The sequence below is a fragment of the Exiguobacterium sp. LL15 genome, assembly GCF_024436095.1.
Classification (GTDB): domain Bacteria; phylum Bacillota; class Bacilli; order Exiguobacteriales; family Exiguobacteriaceae; genus Exiguobacterium_A; species Exiguobacterium_A indicum.
Map to the genome: position 1 here is coordinate 1,923,350 of NZ_JANFNX010000001.1, position 17,120 is coordinate 1,940,469.

Sequence of the window (17,120 nt, forward strand, 5' to 3'; positions counted from 1 at the left end):
CTCTGATCAGCCACGTGATCCTAGAATGTTTTTATCACGACGCAAGAATTGGCTGCGGGCACTGCGCATCGTTGCGATACGCTCTTCTGCCATTTTCTCAGCCGCACGGTATGTCGGTAAATGATCGCGTTTTGCGATTTCGAACACTTTCGTGACCGCATCGTAGACGAGTTCAACTTTTTTCATGGCACGATCACGGTTGTATCCATCGAGTTCATCGGCAACGTTGATGACACCACCAGCATTGATGACGAAGTCTGGTACGTATAAAATATCGCGTTCTTCGAGCATGTCACCGTGACGGTCTTCTTTGAGTTGGTTATTTGCTGCACCGGCGATGATCTTGACTTTCAATTGTGGAATCGTCTCGTCGTTCAATGTCGCACCGAGGGCACATGGTGCGAAGATATCTGCTTCGACACTGTAGATGTCTTCTGGTGCGACGATCAAGGCACCGAATGCTTCTTCTGCACGTTGAAGTGCTTCTTGATTGATGTCTGTGACGATCAGTTTCGCCCCTTCTTCATGTAAATGACGGCATAGATTAAAGGCAACGTTACCGACACCTTGGATCGCAATCGTTTTTCCACCAAGTGAATCTGTTCCGTACACTTCTTTTGCCGCTGCTTTCATTCCACGATAGACACCGTATGCCGTAACCGGTGATGGGTTACCACTTGATCCGAATGCTGGGCTGACACCAGTAACGAAATCTGTCTCCATGTGGATGTAATCCATGTCTGCAACTGTCGTATTGACATCTTCTGCTGTGATGTAACGACCGTTCAGTGACTGGACGTAACGTCCGAATGCCCGGAAGAGTGCTTCTGACTTTTGTGTCTTCGCATCGCCGATGATGACAGCTTTACCACCACCAAGGTTCAACCCAGCGGCTGCGTTCTTATACGTCATTCCTTTTGATAAACGGAGCGCATCAATCAATGCCTCTTCGTCTGATGCATAGTTCCACATGCGAAGTCCACCGAGTGCCGGTCCGAGTGTCGTGTCATGAATCGCAATGATTGCTTTTAATCCTGATACTTTATCGTGGCAAAAAACGACTTGTTCGTAATCTTCCATCTCCATTGTTTCAAAGATGCTGAAGCGTGACTCTACGTTTGTTTCGACCATTTTAAGTTCCTCCTCAGATTGTTTGTTTTACTTTTTTCGTCTGTTGGGCATTTAATAGCGCAAAGGCTAGTGAGTACATTTTTGCTTCTGCTGTATCGGCACGGCTGGTCAAAACGACTGGCGCCCGCGCTCCGACGAGAATCGCCGCAACCGAGGCATGTGCGAAATACATGAGTGATTTGTAGATGACGTTTCCGACTTCAATTTGCGGAACGACGAGTAAATCCGCCTGACCTGCTACGTCTCCCGTTAGCCCTTTTTGCTGGGCAGCGACGAGATTTACGGCATTGTCGAGTGCGAGTGGTCCGTCTACAAGGCAATCCTTGATTTGACCACGTCGGTTCATTTGTGTTAGCAGAGCGGCATCAATCGTTGCCTGCATCGTTGGATTGACGACTTCGACAGCTGCTAAGACTGCGACTTTTGGTAAGCCGTATCCAAGCGCTCGTAAGGCGGAGACACCGTTTTCGATGATCTTCACTTTGTCTTCGAGTGTCGGTTGGATGTGAATCGCTGCATCGGTTAATCCGATTGCTGATTCACGCCCCGGTACTTCGAACAAGGCGACATGCGACAAGACATTCCCTGAACGCAGACCCGTTTCTTTGTTCAAGACAGCTTTCATGAACGTTGCTGTCGGAACAAGACCTTTCATCAAGACGCTCGCATCCCCTTTGCGAACGGCATGAGCGGCACGCTCTGCCGCTTCTTGTGATGTAGAAGTGTGCGTGATCACGAACTGTGACTCTCGTAATGCTCGTTTTTGAATCATCTGCTGAATCCGTGTCGCATCCCCGAACAAATGAAAACGTGCTAAATCGTTCTCAATTGCTAATGCGACAGCATCCATCACTTCTTCGTCATCCGCAGCTGCAATCGCAACGACGGAATCTTCGAGTCGAGCTGCCTGCTCGACCATTTCACTGAATCTCACCGTATTCCCCCCTCACCTGTCATACATAAATAGTAATAGCAATTTTCGTGCCAATTCAAAAGAGACGGTAGGTTAAGCAAGAACGTCTTTAATTTTGCACGCTTTTGCATTTTTTGCAATATATTGCACGCAAAAATTTGCGCTTCACGAATAGATGTTAAATCGTTCCACTTTGTAATAAAGTGCCCGAAGAGAAATTCCGAGTTGTTTCGCCGCTTCTGTTTTGTTGCCATTAAAGGCAGTAAGCGCTTCACGAATCAACCGTTCTTCGACGTGTGACATCTCGTCCGATAAATGCTTGATTTCCTTTTTCTGTCTCGTCGTGACTTTCGTTGTTTGTGGCACGACAAGCTGAAGATGACCTTTTCGCAAGACGGTTTCTGTTTTATCCGTAAAAATCAACGCGCGACCGATGACATTTTCAAGCTCGCGGACATTTCCTTTCCACGGTTGCTTCTTCATTGCTTCAAGTACATCATCTGAGATCCGTCCGACCGATCGTCCATAACTTTGATTCAATTTACGGAGTAAGTGCAAGGTCAATGGTGCGATATCATCCGGTCGCTCACGTAGTGCCGGTATGTGAATCGGTAAACGATTGATCCGGTAGTAGAGATCTTCTCGGAACTCATTCATGATGATCTTTTGCTCTAGATTCGCATTCGTCGCCGCGATAATCCGGACATCGACTGGAATCGCCTTCGTCCCACCGACGCGAACGACTTCATTTTCCTGTAACACCCGTAATAGTTTGGCCTGGACGTCGAGTGGTAGTTCGCCAATCTCATCTAAGAATAGCGAACCCCCGTGTGCTTCTTCGAAATATCCCCGCTTCCCACCACGTCGCGCTCCTGAGAACGCGCCTTCCTCGTACCCGAATAGTTCACTTTCGAGTAACGTCGGTGCGATTGCCGCACAGTTGACGCGGACGAATTGTTCATATTTACGTTCGCTCGCTGCATGGATCGCATGTGCAAACAATTCCTTGCCGGTTCCGGATTCACCGCGAATCAAGACGTTGACGGGCATCGTTGCCGCAAGCTTTGCTTGATCGACGACGAAGCGCATCGCTTCACTCTCAGCGATGATATCGTCAAAAGTATATTTAGCTTCGAGCGTCCGGATTTTTTGGCGCGCTGCCTTCAATTCTTTGGCGAGTGCCTTCATTTCCGAAATATCCCGAATGACCCCAACGGAACCGCGGACTTGTCCATCGACGATGACGGGTGCCGCATTGACGATGATATCACGTTGATCTTGCCCGATCTTCATGCGAACATCCCGCACGTTCTCGCCCGTATTCAAGACTTTCAAATGAACGGATTCCTGCATTCCGATATCGGCACTTGCCGGTTTTCCGACGACGTCTCGCTCCGTGAAACCAGTCATACGCGTATATGCTGGATTGATCAGCATCGTCTGTCCGTCTTGATCGGCGACGGAAATCGCCTCGCTCGTACAATGAATGATTGCTTCGAGCATTTTCTCTTTTTCAGTCAATCGCTCAAGCAACACTCTGACGAATTCACCCGGTAAGACCGCCGCTCCCGGAAAATCATGAATCAATTGCTCAAGTACGCCAGTTTCTCCTGTAGCGTCAATGATGAAATCGACATCAGCTCCTTCAAAAGCTGACCAATTCGTTTCGATCTGAATGTCCGCACGCCGTGCAAGCGCCACCCCAGGCGCCTCCATGTTTGGATCGACGAGACCGATGACCGTTAATAATGGTGAACGTTGAAACGCATGTAGGACTTCTGTTCCCCCTTGACCAGCCCCGACGACGAGTAGATGATGCATATGAATTCCCCCTTTGAAACTGCTTACATTTCTATCGTACTCGGAATAAAATAGGGAAGCAAACCCGATTCGCAGAACGATCAATTTTTTGATACAATACGCTTGGAAAGGAGTGGCGTCCTATGCGTATCATTGGTTTGCTCTCATTATTAATCCCCGGCATCATCGGCGCGATTGGTATTAAGCTCATGCGTGATAGTGTTTTTCTAATTGCGCAAGTGCCGTTTAAATACTTAGGCGATGCGGCTTACGTATATGTACTGCAAGGTCTCGTTGGTTTGGTTCTTGCGATGGGTGGCATTGGATTTGTCGCAGGATATGTCTTTTATCGCGATCGAAAACGTGGAAAAGTCTCCGACCGCTATCAAAAAAAATGAACACAGAAAAAGGTCCCCATCTCTTGAATTCATTTCAAGCGCGGGACCTTTTACTCGTATAAAATTGGTTTCACTTACGGATGAACTCCTCTCATAGTTAGAACTATTCGTGTACTCCAAAACCTTAGGTGTTCCTCTTAATGAAGAGGTAGAAAGAAATCAGATCTGGCTATCGGGCTAACGATAGAATGGTGTTTCAGTTCCATCATCTGACTGTACTCGGGACCTAGGTGGAGCGTAATGTCATCCGCTTGAAGCAGTCAAACATTCGGTTGCTAACAATCACTGCTAGACAACACTCCTTTTCACGAACTGTACTTTTCATTTTAGACGATCCGTTACCTTCCACTTTTCCCTAGCTTCGAAATCATGGAAGCTCCCATTCATTCGAGATTTCCCATCTAGAATGAACAAGATACCTTGGTACGACTTCTACCAAGAGAATGTCGTCCGGCATTCTTGAGCCATTTACAGTTGGCGTTCTGAGATGATGTTCATCAACAGGATTTCCGGAGTCCTTGTCGACTCGACGTTCATCTGACGTCTTGCCAAATCATTTGGTACCTTTATTATAACAAACATTTCAGTTTATGCAATATTTATTTGCAAGCGCTTTTATATATTTTTAACTTTGCGGTATGCTATAAGCAGAACGTAATCGAAAGGAGATCTTTCATGCGAAAAATCATCGTATTCGAACATCTATCGTTAGACGGTGTCGTTCAAGCACCGAGCGGAAAGAATGAGGATGTGAGCAACGACTTCGAACAGGGTGGATGGACTGCTCCATTTCAGCATCCTGAGATCGGTCAGGTCATCCGTGGATGGATGCAAGAGGATTGCGCCCTGTTACTCGGTCGCGCGACTTACGAGCAATGGTCGAGTTACTGGCCACTCCATGCCGATATCTGGCCAGTTGCCGATCGTGCCACGAAGTATGTTTCTACGCGTCATACACCACCTATTCGTTGGCAGCCAACGACATATTTGAATCAACCGACTTCTGAACTAACACGCTTGAAACAACAGGACGGACCACCGCTTCACGTCTGGGGTAGTAGTCAACTCGTTCATACGCTTTATGAAGCTGATCTGATCGATGAACTTCGATTGATCCACTATCCAGTCATCGTTGGTTCTGGTAAACGTCTATTTCCCGACAACGGAATGACGCCTCTTACTTGGAACGTCACGAAACGACACACGTTTGATAACGGCGTATTGATCGCTTGCTATGAACGGGATAGGAACTAAAAACACACCGTCTATCATTCAGACGGTGTGTTTCCTTTAACCAGATTGTTCTTGATTCATATGACTTGAAACATACGAGATGAATTCCGAGTTCTTCGGACTTTTCTCTTGTTCGATTCGACCATTGAAGAGCTCGTGCTGTTGCATCCCTTCGTTCCAAGCGGACTTGATGGCGTGACGCATCGCTCGTTCGACGCGAGATGCCGTCGTTTGGTGTTTCTTCGCGATCGTCGGATAGAGTTCCTTTGTGATCAATCCGAGTAAATCTTCCCGTTCAAGCACCATTAAGACAGCGTCCTTCAAATACGTGAAGCCTTTAATATGCGGAGCAATCCCCACTTCTCGAAGTGTCGTACCGACTTTTAAATCAATCGTTTCGACGATCGGTGCTTGTCCTTGATTCGTCACGAGACGAATTTTTTGAACGAGCTGATCCATGCTGAACGGTTTAAGTAAGAAGTACGATGCTCCGAGGGTGACCGCCTGTTGCGAGACCTCGTCTTTACCGAAGGCACTCAACATGATGACAGCAGGGTTCTTCTTTTTCTTCATCAATTCTTCGAGAACACCAAGCCCATCTAAATGAGGCATGATGATGTCGAGGAGCAATACATCCACTTCGTGTTCTTTCATGCGTTCGAGACAACTCTCGCCATTGTAGGCGACGCAAACGACTTCCATGTCTTCTTGCGCAGAGATATGCTGGCGAATCAGTTCGACCATTTCGCGATTATCATCTGCTATCCCGACTTTAATCAATCCTTACACCCCATTTTTAAGCGATTCTTTCATCGTCTTCGCCTGATCCATCAATTCCTCGGCATGGCGTAACGTCAAATCCGTCATATGTGCACCGGAAATCATCCGTCCAAGTTCGTTTCCTCGGTCTGACTGAGACAAGACATTGACCTGTGTCGTCGTACGATCCGTCTCTTCAATCTTCCGAATATAGAGATGTTGATCAGCCATCGAAGCGACTTGCGGTAAGTGCGTAATACAGAGTACTTGTCCGTCTACTGACAAACGATAGATTTTTTCAGCCATCGCTTGTGCGACACGACCCGATACTCCTGTATCGACTTCATCGAAAATGATCGAAGCGACTCCAACCGAGCGCGAGAAGATTGACTTCAATCCGAGCATGATACGAGATAACTCCCCGCCCGATGCGACTTTTCCGAGCGACTTGAATGGCTCTCCCGCATTCGTCATGATGAAGAACTCTACTTGGTCGATCCCGTTCTTGCGTAGCATCGGTGTCTTCCCGTCTTGAAGAAAACGAATTTCAAACCGTGCTTTCTCCATGTAGAGCTCACGCAATTCTAGATGAATCGCTTCGCTTAATTGAACTGCCGCTTTTCGACGCTGTTGCGAGAGTCGACCACCTATATCAAACAATTCGCCTTCGAGCTGTTCGACTTCGGCTTTTAATCGTTCAATCCGTTCATCTCGATTCGTCATCGTATCAAGTTCAACTCGAATTTTTTCCCCATACGCAATGACTTCCTCGATCGTCGCCCCGTATTTTCGTTTCAGTTGTTGAAAGACGGATAAACGTTGCTCGATCTCATCGAGTCGATTGGAATCGAACTCAAGTGTTTCAAGTTGATCTCGAATCGCATACCCGACTTCTTCGAGTCCATAAAAAGCGCTTGCGATCGCGTCACTCTGCTGCGAAAACTGTTCGTCAATGCTTGATGCTTGTTGTAGTTCACGCATCGCGTCTCCGACAGAGTCGATGCCGCGCATCTCATCATGCAAAGCATCGTATGCTGTCTTTAACGACGCATATAGCTTCTCGAAATTCGCAAGACGATTTCGTTCGACGAGCAACTCGTCTTCCTCATGTGCTCGAAGTTTTGCGCCTTCGATCTCTTCCGTCTGAAACGATAGTAAATCAATCCGTTGAGCGAGTTCTTGCTCACTTTGCGCGAGCGATTGTAGCGCCGTCCGTTTTTCTTCATACGCTTGATAACCGGATTGATAGGCTTGAAGGAGCGGCGCAATCGTCTCTTGCGCGAAGTCATCGAGAATCGCTTGATGATACGTACTGTCCATTAAATGCTGATGTTCATGTTGCCCGTGCATGTCGACGAGGACACGCCCGAACTCCCGTAAGATCGTCAGTGTGACCAGCTTATTGTTGACGCGACAGACACTTTTCCCGGTCGCGAACAGATCACGTCGTAAGATGATCAATCCATCTTCGATATCGATACCATACTCTTCTGCAAGACCATAGACGAGATGGTCGTCTTCAATCAGAAACAATCCTTCTAGTTCCGCCCGATCTTCCCCGTATCGAACGAATTCCGCGGATCCACGTCCACCAATCAATAAACCGATCGCGTCGAGAACGATCGATTTACCGGCACCTGTTTCCCCAGTCAAGACGGTCATTCCTTTTTTAAAGTCGATCTGTAGCTCGTCAATGATCGCAAATTGTTTGATCGATAATTCAGCTAGCATCCTGTCAACTCCTTACAGCATTTCTAAAATTCGTTCGGTCACTTCTTTCGCTTGTTCCTCACTTCGTGCGATCAATAGGATCGTATCGTCCCCACACACCGTGCCAAGCAGTTCGTTCCAGCTCAAATGGTCCAGTAAGACGGCGACTGCGTTCGCATTTCCCGGCAGGACATGCATGACAATCAGATTTTGAGCAGAATCAATCGAGATGAAGCTGTCACCGAGCAGACGCCGCAATTTCCCGAGTGGGTTGAAGCGTTGGTCGGCGGGTAAGCTGTATTTATAACGTCCATCATTCAACGGAACCTTAACGAGATGAAGTTCCTTGATATCTCGTGATACCGTTGCCTGTGTCACCTTATATCCTGCATTCCGTAATTCCTCTACCAATTCATCTTGGGTTTCTACTTCCGACTGGGTGATGATCTCCCGAATCTTAATCAACCGTTGCCCCTTTGTCATTCCTGCACCTCACAGTATTCTTCGATGTTACTATTGTAATCCAATAAATCATTAAAAGTCCACGTTTGCCATTTTATTATACGGTTTTCGTCGCTCCGAACAACAAGGAGGACGGACCCATGAACCGGATCCGCCCTCGTTTTCATCTGTTCGTTTAAAGACTAGCATGTGCTTGCTTGACTGTCTCTGTCGCATGGACAGATGGATCAAGTCCTGGTTGACCAAGGCGCGCATGCAATAAGAACTCGATGTTCCCCTCTCCACCGGTAATCGGCGAATAGTCGAGCTGTTTCACATAGAACCCTTGTTGAATGAAGAATTCAACCATCTCATCGAGGACGCGGACATGAATCCGTTCATCCCGCACGATGCCTTTTTTACCGATATCATCACGCCCCGCTTCGAATTGCGGTTTGACGAGCGCCATGACATCTCCTCCTTCGACGAGGATCGTCTTCAGCGGCGGAAGCATCAACCGTAACGAGATGAATGAGACATCAATCGTCGCAAACTGTGGCGCAACAGGGAACATATCTGGTGTTGCGTGCCGAAAGTTCGTTTTCTCCATCACCGTCACACGATCATCCGAACGAAGCTTCCAGTCCAGCTGATTGGAACCGACATCAAGCGCATACATATGCGCTGCTCCATTTTGTAAGGAGCAATCGGTAAAGCCACCTGTTGACGATCCAATATCGAGACCTGTTTTACCAGCGACATCGAAATCGAATACTTGAAGTGCCTTTTCCATCTTGAAGCCTCCACGACCGACATAAGGCATCAACTGACCTTTAACATGCAGGTCGATGTCCGACTTGACCTTCTCACCAGCCTTCTCTAATCGTTCCGTTCCGCTAAAGACAAGTCCAGCCATGATCGATCGCTTTGCTTTTTCACGCGTTTCAAACAAACCGCGCTCGACGAGAAGAACGTCGAGGCGGATTTTTTTTACATTTTCCATGAATCGTCACACACTCTGTTTCTTTCCTTGATTGACGAAAGCGCGTACTTCTTCTGCGATTTGTCCAGGTAATAATCCGATTTCTTCCAGTAATTCGTTCACACCGCCATGCTCGATATACCAATCTGGAATACCAAAGCGTTTGACGCGTGGAAATGCTTCCTGCTCGTTCGCATGCTCAAGGACAGCTGATCCGAATCCACCTTTTAAGACGGCTTCTTCGAGCGTCACGAGTGGAATGCCTTCTGCGTAAAGGGCATTCAGCATCTTCTCATCAAGCGGTTTGATCGTCCGAGCATTGATGACACGAACCGACAGTTCGTCTGCTAGGAGATCCGCGATTTTGAGCGCATCTTGTACTTGTGGTCCGAATGCAAGGATGGCGACGTCCGTTCCTTCACGTTCGACTTCCCATGTATCAAGCGAAATTTCTTGCAGTGTCTCGTCCATTGGTACACCGATACCTTCTCCACGTGGGAAACGAACGGCGATTGGTCCTTCATATTTGACGGCCGAATAGAGCAAGTGTTGCAGTTCGTTCTCATCCTTCGCCATGACGATCCGAATGTTCGGTACGTGACGCATGAAGGCAATATCGAAGACGCCTTGGTGTGTTTCACCATCTGCGCCAACGAGACCTGACCGGTCAATCGTAAACGTCACATCTAGATTTTGACGCGCCACGTCGTGAACGAGCTGATCGTATGCACGTTGGAAGAAGGTCGAGTAGATCGATACGACAGGTTTCATGCCTTGCGTCGCTTGACCAGCTGCGAACGTCACAGCATGTTGTTCTGCAATCCCGACGTCAAACATCCGCTCTGGGAATTCTTTTTCAAAACAATCGAGTTTTGAACCGACGCTCATCGCTGGCGTAATCAACGTCAGCTTTTCATCATCGCGTGCCATCTTTGTTAAAGTATCCGCTACCGTAAAGGAGTAACTAGGTGCTTTTGATTTCCCTTTGATGACTTCGCCAGACTCCATCTTGTACGGTCCAAGACCATGCCATGTGCCGACACCATCGAACTCTGCCGGACGATAGCCTTTCCCTTTTTTCGTGATGACATGAAGCAGGACAGGACCTTCTTCTTTTTTCACGTAATTGAGCTGTTCGATTAAATCATCAAGATCGTGCCCATCGACTGGACCATAATAGTTGAAGCCGAGCTCTTCAAAGAACATGCCAGGAACAAGTGCGCCTTTAACAGCTTCCTTCAACTTCTCGCTTCCTTTTTCAAGACGTCCGCCAATGACCGGAATCTTTTTGATCAACGTTTCAAGCTCGTCTTGGGCAAAACGCACTTTACGTGATGAACGAATTCGTCCAAGCATTTGATGCATCGCCCCAACGTTTGGTGCAATCGACATCTCGTTATCGTTCAAGATGACGATGACGTTTTGTTGTTCTGCTCCAATATGATTCAATGCTTCGAGTGCCATACCACCTGTCAACGCACCGTCACCAATGATCGCGACTGCACGATCACTCTTACCGCTCAGTTCGTTCGAAACAGCAATCCCCATTGCTGCTGACAAGGACGTCGAGCTGTGTCCTGTCTCCCAGACGTCATGCACACTCTCATTGCGTTTCGGGAACCCACAGAGTCCTTTGTGCTGACGGAGCGTATCAAACTGGCTCGCACGTCCTGTCAAAATCTTATGCACGTATGCTTGGTGCCCGACATCCCAGACGAACTTGTCATTCGGACTGTCGAATTCACGATGCAACGCAAGCGTCAACTCGACGACACCGAGGTTCGGTGCCAAGTGTCCACCTGTCGTCGCTAATTCTTCAATCAAAAAGCGTCGAATATCGCCTGCGAGTACTTCGAGTTCGGAGACCGACATACGCTTTAAAAATGACGGATCCTGTATTTCTGTCAATTTCATACCTTACCGCCTCTTTTCCTTACAATCTTATAGGGTTTGTACCCTACATTGTACTAGAACAATCTATCGAGCGCCATTGTCAGCATAGAAAAAGACGACGCAGATGCGTCGTCCTGCTTAATGGTCGCGCTTGACCACGAAGTCGAGCAGTTCCTTAAGTGTCGTCGCTTCGACTGATAATGCATCAATCGCTTGTTCCGCTGCTTCCACCTGAGCTGTCAGTGCGCGTTTCGCTCCTTCAAGACCCAGTAATTTTGGGTACGTTGCTTTTTCGTTCCCTTCGTCGCTACCGACCGGTTTGCCGATTTTTTCAGCATCGCCTGTTACGTCCAAGATGTCATCTTGGATTTGGAATGCGATTCCGAGATGGCGACCGTATTGCTTCAAGTGCTCAAGATCCGTCGAGCTGACCGAGGCAAGCAAACCACCCGCTTCGACTGCAAAGACGAGGAGTGCTCCTGTTTTCCGACGGTGAATCGACTCAAGCTCCGCTACGTCATTGATGCCGCCACGCTCACCGAGCATATCGTCGAGCTGACCACCGACCATACCCGTAGCGCCCGCTGCTGTTGCCAACCGTTCGACAAGTGCAAGCTTTACTTCCGGCGAAGCTGGTGCCTCAAGAAGACAGCTGAAGGCGTTCGTGAGCAAGGCATCTCCTGCTAAAATTGCTGTTGCTTCATCAAAAGCGATATGATTCGTCGGACGCCCTCGACGCAGATCATCATCGTCCATTGCGGGAAGGTCATCGTGAATCAGTGAGTATGTATGAATCATCTCAAGTGCCGCAGCAGTCGCGTCACCTTTTGAACGATCGATGGAAAAAGCATCGAGTACCGCATAAATCAAGGCTGGGCGAATTCGTTTCCCACCCGCATCGAGTGAATACCGCATCGAATCGCGTAAACGATCCGGTGCGTCGAGTCGCTCCATGAACTCTTCCATTTTATTTTCGACTTGTGTCTTCCACTCATTCAAAGCAATCATTGCGCTCCTCCTTTTTCCCGAAGCGTACCATCTTGCTCCAGGATTTGATCGAGTTTTTTCTCAGCAACGGATAACTTTCCTTGGCAAAGAGCCGTCAGTTTGACGCCTTCTTCATATAGAGCCATCGCTTGTTCAAGAGGAGCTTCGCCCTCTTCGAGTAACGTGACGATTTCTTCTAATCGTTCCAGTGCTTCTTCAAAAGATTGTTCCGTCTCCATTCTTACTCCCCATCCTCTCGTTTAGCACGAATCGTTCCATCATGGAATCGGATATCGAACGAAGACGCTGTCAATGCCTTCGCGGAACGGACGATTTGTCCATCCTGTTCGACATACGTATAACCGCGCATCAGAACATGCGTAGGACTGACGGAGTCGAGTCGCGCGAGCACATGACGCACCTGTTGTTGCTTCGATTGTAAAAGTCGACGAACGATTTCGAGTCGACGTCGTGATTGTTCAATCGTCGCCCGTTGTTGCACGAAGCGATCCCGCATCGGCACACGCATTAAGCGTGTGTCAAGACGCTCCACCTGTTGCTGGTGTTGCGCTACTACTTGCTTGATCTCCTTTTGGAGTGACATCTCTGCCCGGTCCAATTGTTCCTGCTTCAGTCCGAGTAGGACGCGTGGTGATTTCAGACCGTAGCTCGCGGCAAGCCGTGTCACTTGCTCTTGTTTACTTTTGAGGAGTTGTGCATACGTTCGTTCTAAACGTCGCTCTACATCCTGCACACGTCGAGTGAGTGCCTCTGCTTCCGGAGTGACGAGTTCTGCCGCTGCCGTTGGTGTAGCAGCACGAACGTCGGCGACGAAATCACTGATCGTAAAATCCGTTTCGTGACCGACAGCAGAGACGATCGGAATGCGGGATTCAAACACGGCTGTCACGACAGACATCTCATTGAATGCCCACAGCTCCTCAATCGAACCACCACCACGACCAATGATCAACACATCACAGGCAGCATGCTCATTCATCAGCTGAATGGCACGACTGATTTGTGGTGCCGCGTCCGCTCCCTGTACAAGGACCGGGGCGAAGACGATGGCTGCTTGCGGATAGCGGCGCCGGAGTGTCGTTGCGATATCATGAAGCGCTGCTCCTTTTGGCGACGTGATGATTCCGATGCGCTCTGGAAAAGCTGGCAACGATTGTTTGATTGCTGGATCAAACCAACCACGCTCTTCAAGATCCACCTTCAAGCGTGAGAACGCCTCATATAGCGCTCCTACACCATCTTCCGTCATCCGTTCGACATAGAGTTGCATCTCTCCAGAAGAGACGTAAACGGATAAGCGCGCGGTGACGACGACACGCATCCCATCGCGAACGTCTGCTTTGACTCGACTCGCATCCCGGGCAAACATGACGGCTTTCATCCGTGACTGCTCGTCCTTCAACGTAAAATAAAGGTGACCGGAAGAGTGTCGTTTAAAGTTCGACACTTCTCCCACCACCTGGACTTGTTGCAGAAGGGCGTCGCCTTCTAGTTCACGTTTGACATAGTGGACTAAATCGGAAACGTGAAGAGGTTCGCTCATCGCGCAGCCTCGATCGTGTTATGCAGTAGCATCGTGATCGTCATCGGACCAACGCCACCTGGAACAGGTGTGATCATCGATGCAACGTCTTGTACCGTATCAAACTCGACATCACCGACGAGTTTGCCATCGACACGGTTGACACCAACGTCAATGACGACAGCACCCGGTTTCACCATATCCGCCGTAATCAGCTTCGGTACGCCGACTGCGACGATCAAGATATCCGCTTGACGCGTCATCGCACCGAGATCTTTTGTCTTGGAATGACAATAGGAAACGGTAGCCGATTCATTCAAGAACAACATACCGACGGGTTTACCGACGATTTGGCTACGACCGACGACAACGACGTGTTGACCGGCAATCGGTACGTTCATCTCTTTGACGAGATGAAGAATGCCGTTTGGTGTACACGGTAAAAATGTCGGTTCACCAATCATCATTTTCCCGACAGAGACAGGATGAAAACCATCGACGTCCTTTTCAGGAGAAATCGCAAAAATGACTTTACTCTCATCAATATGGTCAGGCAACGGCAATTGAACGAGAATCCCGTGGACACTCGCATCAACGTTCAGACGTTCGATCAAGTGAAGAAGCTCTGATTCCGTTGTTTCTGCCGGAAGTCGGATCAACTCCGAATCCATACCGATTTCCTTCGCCGCCTTTTCTTTACCACGTACATAGGACTGACTAGCAGGATCTTCGCCAATCAGGATGACAGTCAATTGCGGTTGAATCCGCTGTTCTTTCAGACGTGCGACTTCTTCTTTCAGCTTCATACGATATGAATGGGCTACCTGTTTTCCATCGATTACTACTGCCATGATTTGTCCACTCCCCCAAAAAGTTCGATTCACTCTTCTGTCTGTTTGTCTCTATTCGGTTTTACAATTTTATGAATTTTCTTTAACGACGCCTTGTGCGACCTTACCGAGAACACCGTTCACGATTTTTGTCGCTTCTTCGTCAGCGAACGCCTTCGTCAATTCAATCGCTTCGTTGATCGTCACTCGAACCGGAATGTTCGTTTCGAACAATAATTCGTAGACGGCTAAGCGAAGAATCGTCCGCTCGATGTTTCCGAGTCGTTCGAATGACCAGTTGACCAGTGCTTCTCGGATGTGTTGGTCAATCGTTGCTTTGTTCGTTTCGACACCGTTCACCAATTGCTCGACGAATGTGTCATATTCCTTACCTTCTACCGCGAATTCAATGGCCTCTTGTGCAGTCAGATCCGAAAGCTCCATTTGGAACAAAGATTGGACTGCGAGTTCGCGTGCCATGTGTCGTTTCATCATGATTTTGCGTGCTCCTTTTTTTGTCGTTCTCAATCAGTTAGTTTAGCACATTCCTCTTTTAAAAAACATAGAGAACGCCAAAAAAAGACGGGAGTTCGTCGCACAAACTCCCGTCCTGATTCAGTTAACGATCGTACCTTTTAGCTCACGCTCTGCGAATTTCGTCGTGAACGTCCCACGCCGGAATACCGGGTGACTGAGAACACGTTCGTGGAACGGGATCGTCGTTTTGACACCTTCAATCCAAAATTCAGCCAGTGCACGTTCCATCTTCGCACATGCTTCTTCCCGTGTTTCCGCATGGACGATCAATTTCGCGACCATCGAGTCATAGTACGGTGGAATCATGTACCCCGGATAGACTGCGCTATCGATACGTACGCCCATTCCGCCTGGTGTCACGTATTGTGTGACGCGTCCAGCAGACGGACGGAAATCATGATCTGGATCCTCGGCATTGATTCGGCATTCGATCGAATGACCGTGGAACTTGATATCCTTTTGTTTAACGGCAAGCGGATGATCGAGCGCGACTTGCAATTGCGCTTGAACGAGATCGAACCCAGTGATCATCTCCGTTACCGGGTGTTCGACTTGAATGCGTGTGTTCATCTCCATGAAGAAGAACTCTTCCGTCTCTTCGACGAAGATGAATTCGATCGTCCCAGCTCCTGTATATTGAATCGCTTTTGCGGCTTTTACGGCAGCCTCTCCCATCTTCAATCGTGTCGCTTCACTAACCGCAGGTGACGGCGCTTCCTCGATCAGTTTCTGCATCCGGCGCTGGACGGTACAATCCCGTTCACCGAGGTGAATGACATTCCCGTGACGATCGGCGAGGACCTGTACCTCGACATGGCGGAACTCTTCGATGAAGCGTTCTAAATAGACATCCCCGTTTCCGAAAGCTTGTTTTGCTTCACGGCGTGTCTCACTTAGCCCGTTGATCAGCTCTTCTTCCGAACGAGCGACCCGAATCCCTTTACCGCCACCACCTGCTGTTGCTTTGATGATGACCGGATAACCAATTTCTTGCGCCAGTGCGACCGCTTCTTCGTCCGTGACCGTTCCATCTGAACCAGGCACGACGGGCACTCCACACTCGATCATCGTCTTCTTCGCAACGTCCTTGATCCCCATCTGACGGATCGCATCCGACGTCGGACCAACGAACTTGATCCCGCACGCTTCACACATCTCAGCAAAATCAACGTTTTCTGCTAGGAAACCGTAACCCGGGTGGATCATCGTCACTTGACGATTCGTTGCGACCGCGAGGATATTCGTAACGTTTAAGTAAGATGAAGCAGAACTCGCCTCACCGATGCAGTACGCCTCATCGGCTAAACGAACGTGTAAGGCTTCCTTATCCGCTGTCGAGTAGACAGCAACGGTTTGTATTCCAAGTTCCTTTGCCGCTCGAATGATGCGGACGGCGATTTCTCCACGGTTGGCAATCAATAATTTTTCCATGCTGTTCACCCCCGTTTACGGACGGATCCGGAAGAGTGGTTGACCAAATTCAACGAGATCTCCATCGGCGACAAGAATCTCGACGACCGTTCCAGATACTTCCGAGTTTAAGTTATTGAAGAGTTTCATTGCTTCAAGGACACAAACGATCTGACCCACTTCAATCTGATCACCGACTTTGACGTATGCAGGTTTATCTGGATTCGGACGCGAATAGAACGTTCCGACCATCAAGGCATTGATCGTGACCGTATCATCCGTAGTCACCTCTTCCTCGACTGGTGCTGCCGCTTGCTTCACAGGAGCTGGCGCCGCCACTGGAGTAGCAGGTGCTTGGTGCGAGACCGTTACTGTTTCTCCTTGTTTCTTCAACTTCAATTTATACGTATCCGTCTCGAGTGAGAGTTCATTTACACTCGACTGATCGAGCATTTCGAGTACTTGTTTCAACTGATCGATTTTCATCTGTCATTCTTCCCCCATCTATGCTGTATTCACAATTATTATACCAGGTGCTAATGCCTACTCAAAT

The 17,120-nt window shown here is 48.6% G+C and carries 17 protein-coding genes; 2 read left to right on the top strand and 15 right to left on the bottom strand.

Annotation, left to right across the window (positions count from 1 at the left end; genetic code table 11):
* Positions 1-6 precede the first annotated feature (6 nt).
* From NOM72_RS10065 to NOM72_RS10075, 3 genes are all read right to left on the bottom strand, one after another.
* Positions 7-1,131: a Leu/Phe/Val dehydrogenase gene (locus tag NOM72_RS10065; protein WP_023467593.1), complete on the bottom strand. Its 1,125-nt coding sequence runs from the start codon at positions 1,129-1,131 to the stop codon at positions 7-9.
* Positions 1,132-1,144: 13 nt separating this feature from the next.
* On the bottom strand, positions 1,145-2,065 hold the full coding sequence (gene yqiS, locus NOM72_RS10070; RefSeq protein ID WP_041255026.1) for a phosphate butyryltransferase: 921 nt from the start codon (positions 2,063-2,065) through the stop codon (positions 1,145-1,147).
* Positions 2,066-2,209: 144 nt separating this feature from the next.
* Positions 2,210-3,865: a sigma 54-interacting transcriptional regulator gene (locus NOM72_RS10075; RefSeq protein ID WP_058713638.1), complete on the bottom strand. Its 1,656-nt coding sequence runs from the start codon at positions 3,863-3,865 to the stop codon at positions 2,210-2,212.
* A 122-nt stretch (positions 3,866-3,987) separates the two neighbouring features.
* Between NOM72_RS10075 and NOM72_RS10080 the strand changes: the two genes are divergently transcribed.
* Both NOM72_RS10080 and NOM72_RS10085 read left to right on the top strand, forming a co-directional pair.
* Positions 3,988-4,242, top strand: coding sequence for a DUF2627 family protein (locus NOM72_RS10080; RefSeq protein ID WP_058265115.1), 255 nt, complete (start codon positions 3,988-3,990; stop codon positions 4,240-4,242).
* A gap of 675 nt (positions 4,243-4,917) precedes the next feature.
* Positions 4,918-5,496, top strand: a complete 579-nt coding sequence (locus tag NOM72_RS10085; RefSeq protein ID WP_255999137.1) for a dihydrofolate reductase family protein — start codon at positions 4,918-4,920, stop codon at positions 5,494-5,496.
* Positions 5,497-5,532: 36 nt separating this feature from the next.
* Here NOM72_RS10085 and spo0A read toward each other — a convergent pair whose 3' ends face one another.
* The 12 genes from spo0A to accB form a co-directional block, all read right to left on the bottom strand.
* The gene (spo0A, locus tag NOM72_RS10090) at positions 5,533-6,255 is read right to left on the bottom strand and encodes a sporulation transcription factor Spo0A (RefSeq protein WP_035398295.1); all 723 of its coding nucleotides are present in this window, start codon (positions 6,253-6,255) and stop codon (positions 5,533-5,535) included.
* Positions 6,256-6,258: 3 nt separating this feature from the next.
* Positions 6,259-7,965: a DNA repair protein RecN gene (recN, locus tag NOM72_RS10095; protein WP_029341101.1), complete on the bottom strand. Its 1,707-nt coding sequence runs from the start codon at positions 7,963-7,965 to the stop codon at positions 6,259-6,261.
* Between the two features lie 12 nt (positions 7,966-7,977).
* On the bottom strand, positions 7,978-8,427 hold the full coding sequence (gene ahrC, locus NOM72_RS10100; RefSeq protein WP_023467586.1) for a transcriptional regulator AhrC/ArgR: 450 nt from the start codon (positions 8,425-8,427) through the stop codon (positions 7,978-7,980).
* Between the two features lie 154 nt (positions 8,428-8,581).
* Positions 8,582-9,388, bottom strand: a complete 807-nt coding sequence (locus NOM72_RS10105; protein ID WP_029341099.1) for a TlyA family RNA methyltransferase — start codon at positions 9,386-9,388, stop codon at positions 8,582-8,584.
* A 6-nt stretch (positions 9,389-9,394) separates the two neighbouring features.
* Complete coding sequence (dxs, locus tag NOM72_RS10110; RefSeq protein WP_255999138.1) at positions 9,395-11,281, bottom strand: 1-deoxy-D-xylulose-5-phosphate synthase; 1,887 nt, start codon at positions 11,279-11,281, stop codon at positions 9,395-9,397.
* 117 nt (positions 11,282-11,398) lie between these two features.
* Positions 11,399-12,268 (bottom strand): polyprenyl synthetase family protein, encoded by an 870-nt coding sequence (locus NOM72_RS10115; protein WP_255999139.1) that lies wholly within the window; start codon positions 12,266-12,268, stop codon positions 11,399-11,401.
* Positions 12,265-12,486, bottom strand: coding sequence for an exodeoxyribonuclease VII small subunit (xseB, locus tag NOM72_RS10120; RefSeq protein ID WP_023467583.1), 222 nt, complete (start codon positions 12,484-12,486; stop codon positions 12,265-12,267). Before xseB ends, NOM72_RS10115 begins: the two co-directional genes overlap by 4 nt.
* Positions 12,487-12,488: 2 nt before the next feature.
* A complete protein-coding gene (xseA, locus tag NOM72_RS10125; protein ID WP_023467582.1) occupies positions 12,489-13,811 on the bottom strand; it encodes an exodeoxyribonuclease VII large subunit in 1,323 nt (440 codons plus the stop codon).
* The gene (gene folD / locus NOM72_RS10130) at positions 13,808-14,641 is read right to left on the bottom strand and encodes a bifunctional methylenetetrahydrofolate dehydrogenase/methenyltetrahydrofolate cyclohydrolase FolD (protein WP_023467581.1); all 834 of its coding nucleotides are present in this window, start codon (positions 14,639-14,641) and stop codon (positions 13,808-13,810) included. The genes xseA and folD overlap by 4 nt, the downstream gene beginning before the upstream one ends.
* A 69-nt stretch (positions 14,642-14,710) precedes the next feature.
* Complete coding sequence (gene nusB, locus NOM72_RS10135) at positions 14,711-15,115, bottom strand: transcription antitermination factor NusB (RefSeq protein WP_023467580.1); 405 nt, start codon at positions 15,113-15,115, stop codon at positions 14,711-14,713.
* A gap of 120 nt (positions 15,116-15,235) precedes the next feature.
* Complete coding sequence (gene accC, locus NOM72_RS10140) at positions 15,236-16,588, bottom strand: acetyl-CoA carboxylase biotin carboxylase subunit (protein ID WP_023467579.1); 1,353 nt, start codon at positions 16,586-16,588, stop codon at positions 15,236-15,238.
* Positions 16,589-16,603: 15 nt separating this feature from the next.
* A complete protein-coding gene (gene accB / locus NOM72_RS10145; RefSeq protein ID WP_023467578.1) occupies positions 16,604-17,053 on the bottom strand; it encodes an acetyl-CoA carboxylase biotin carboxyl carrier protein in 450 nt (149 codons plus the stop codon).
* Positions 17,054-17,120 lie beyond the last annotated feature (67 nt).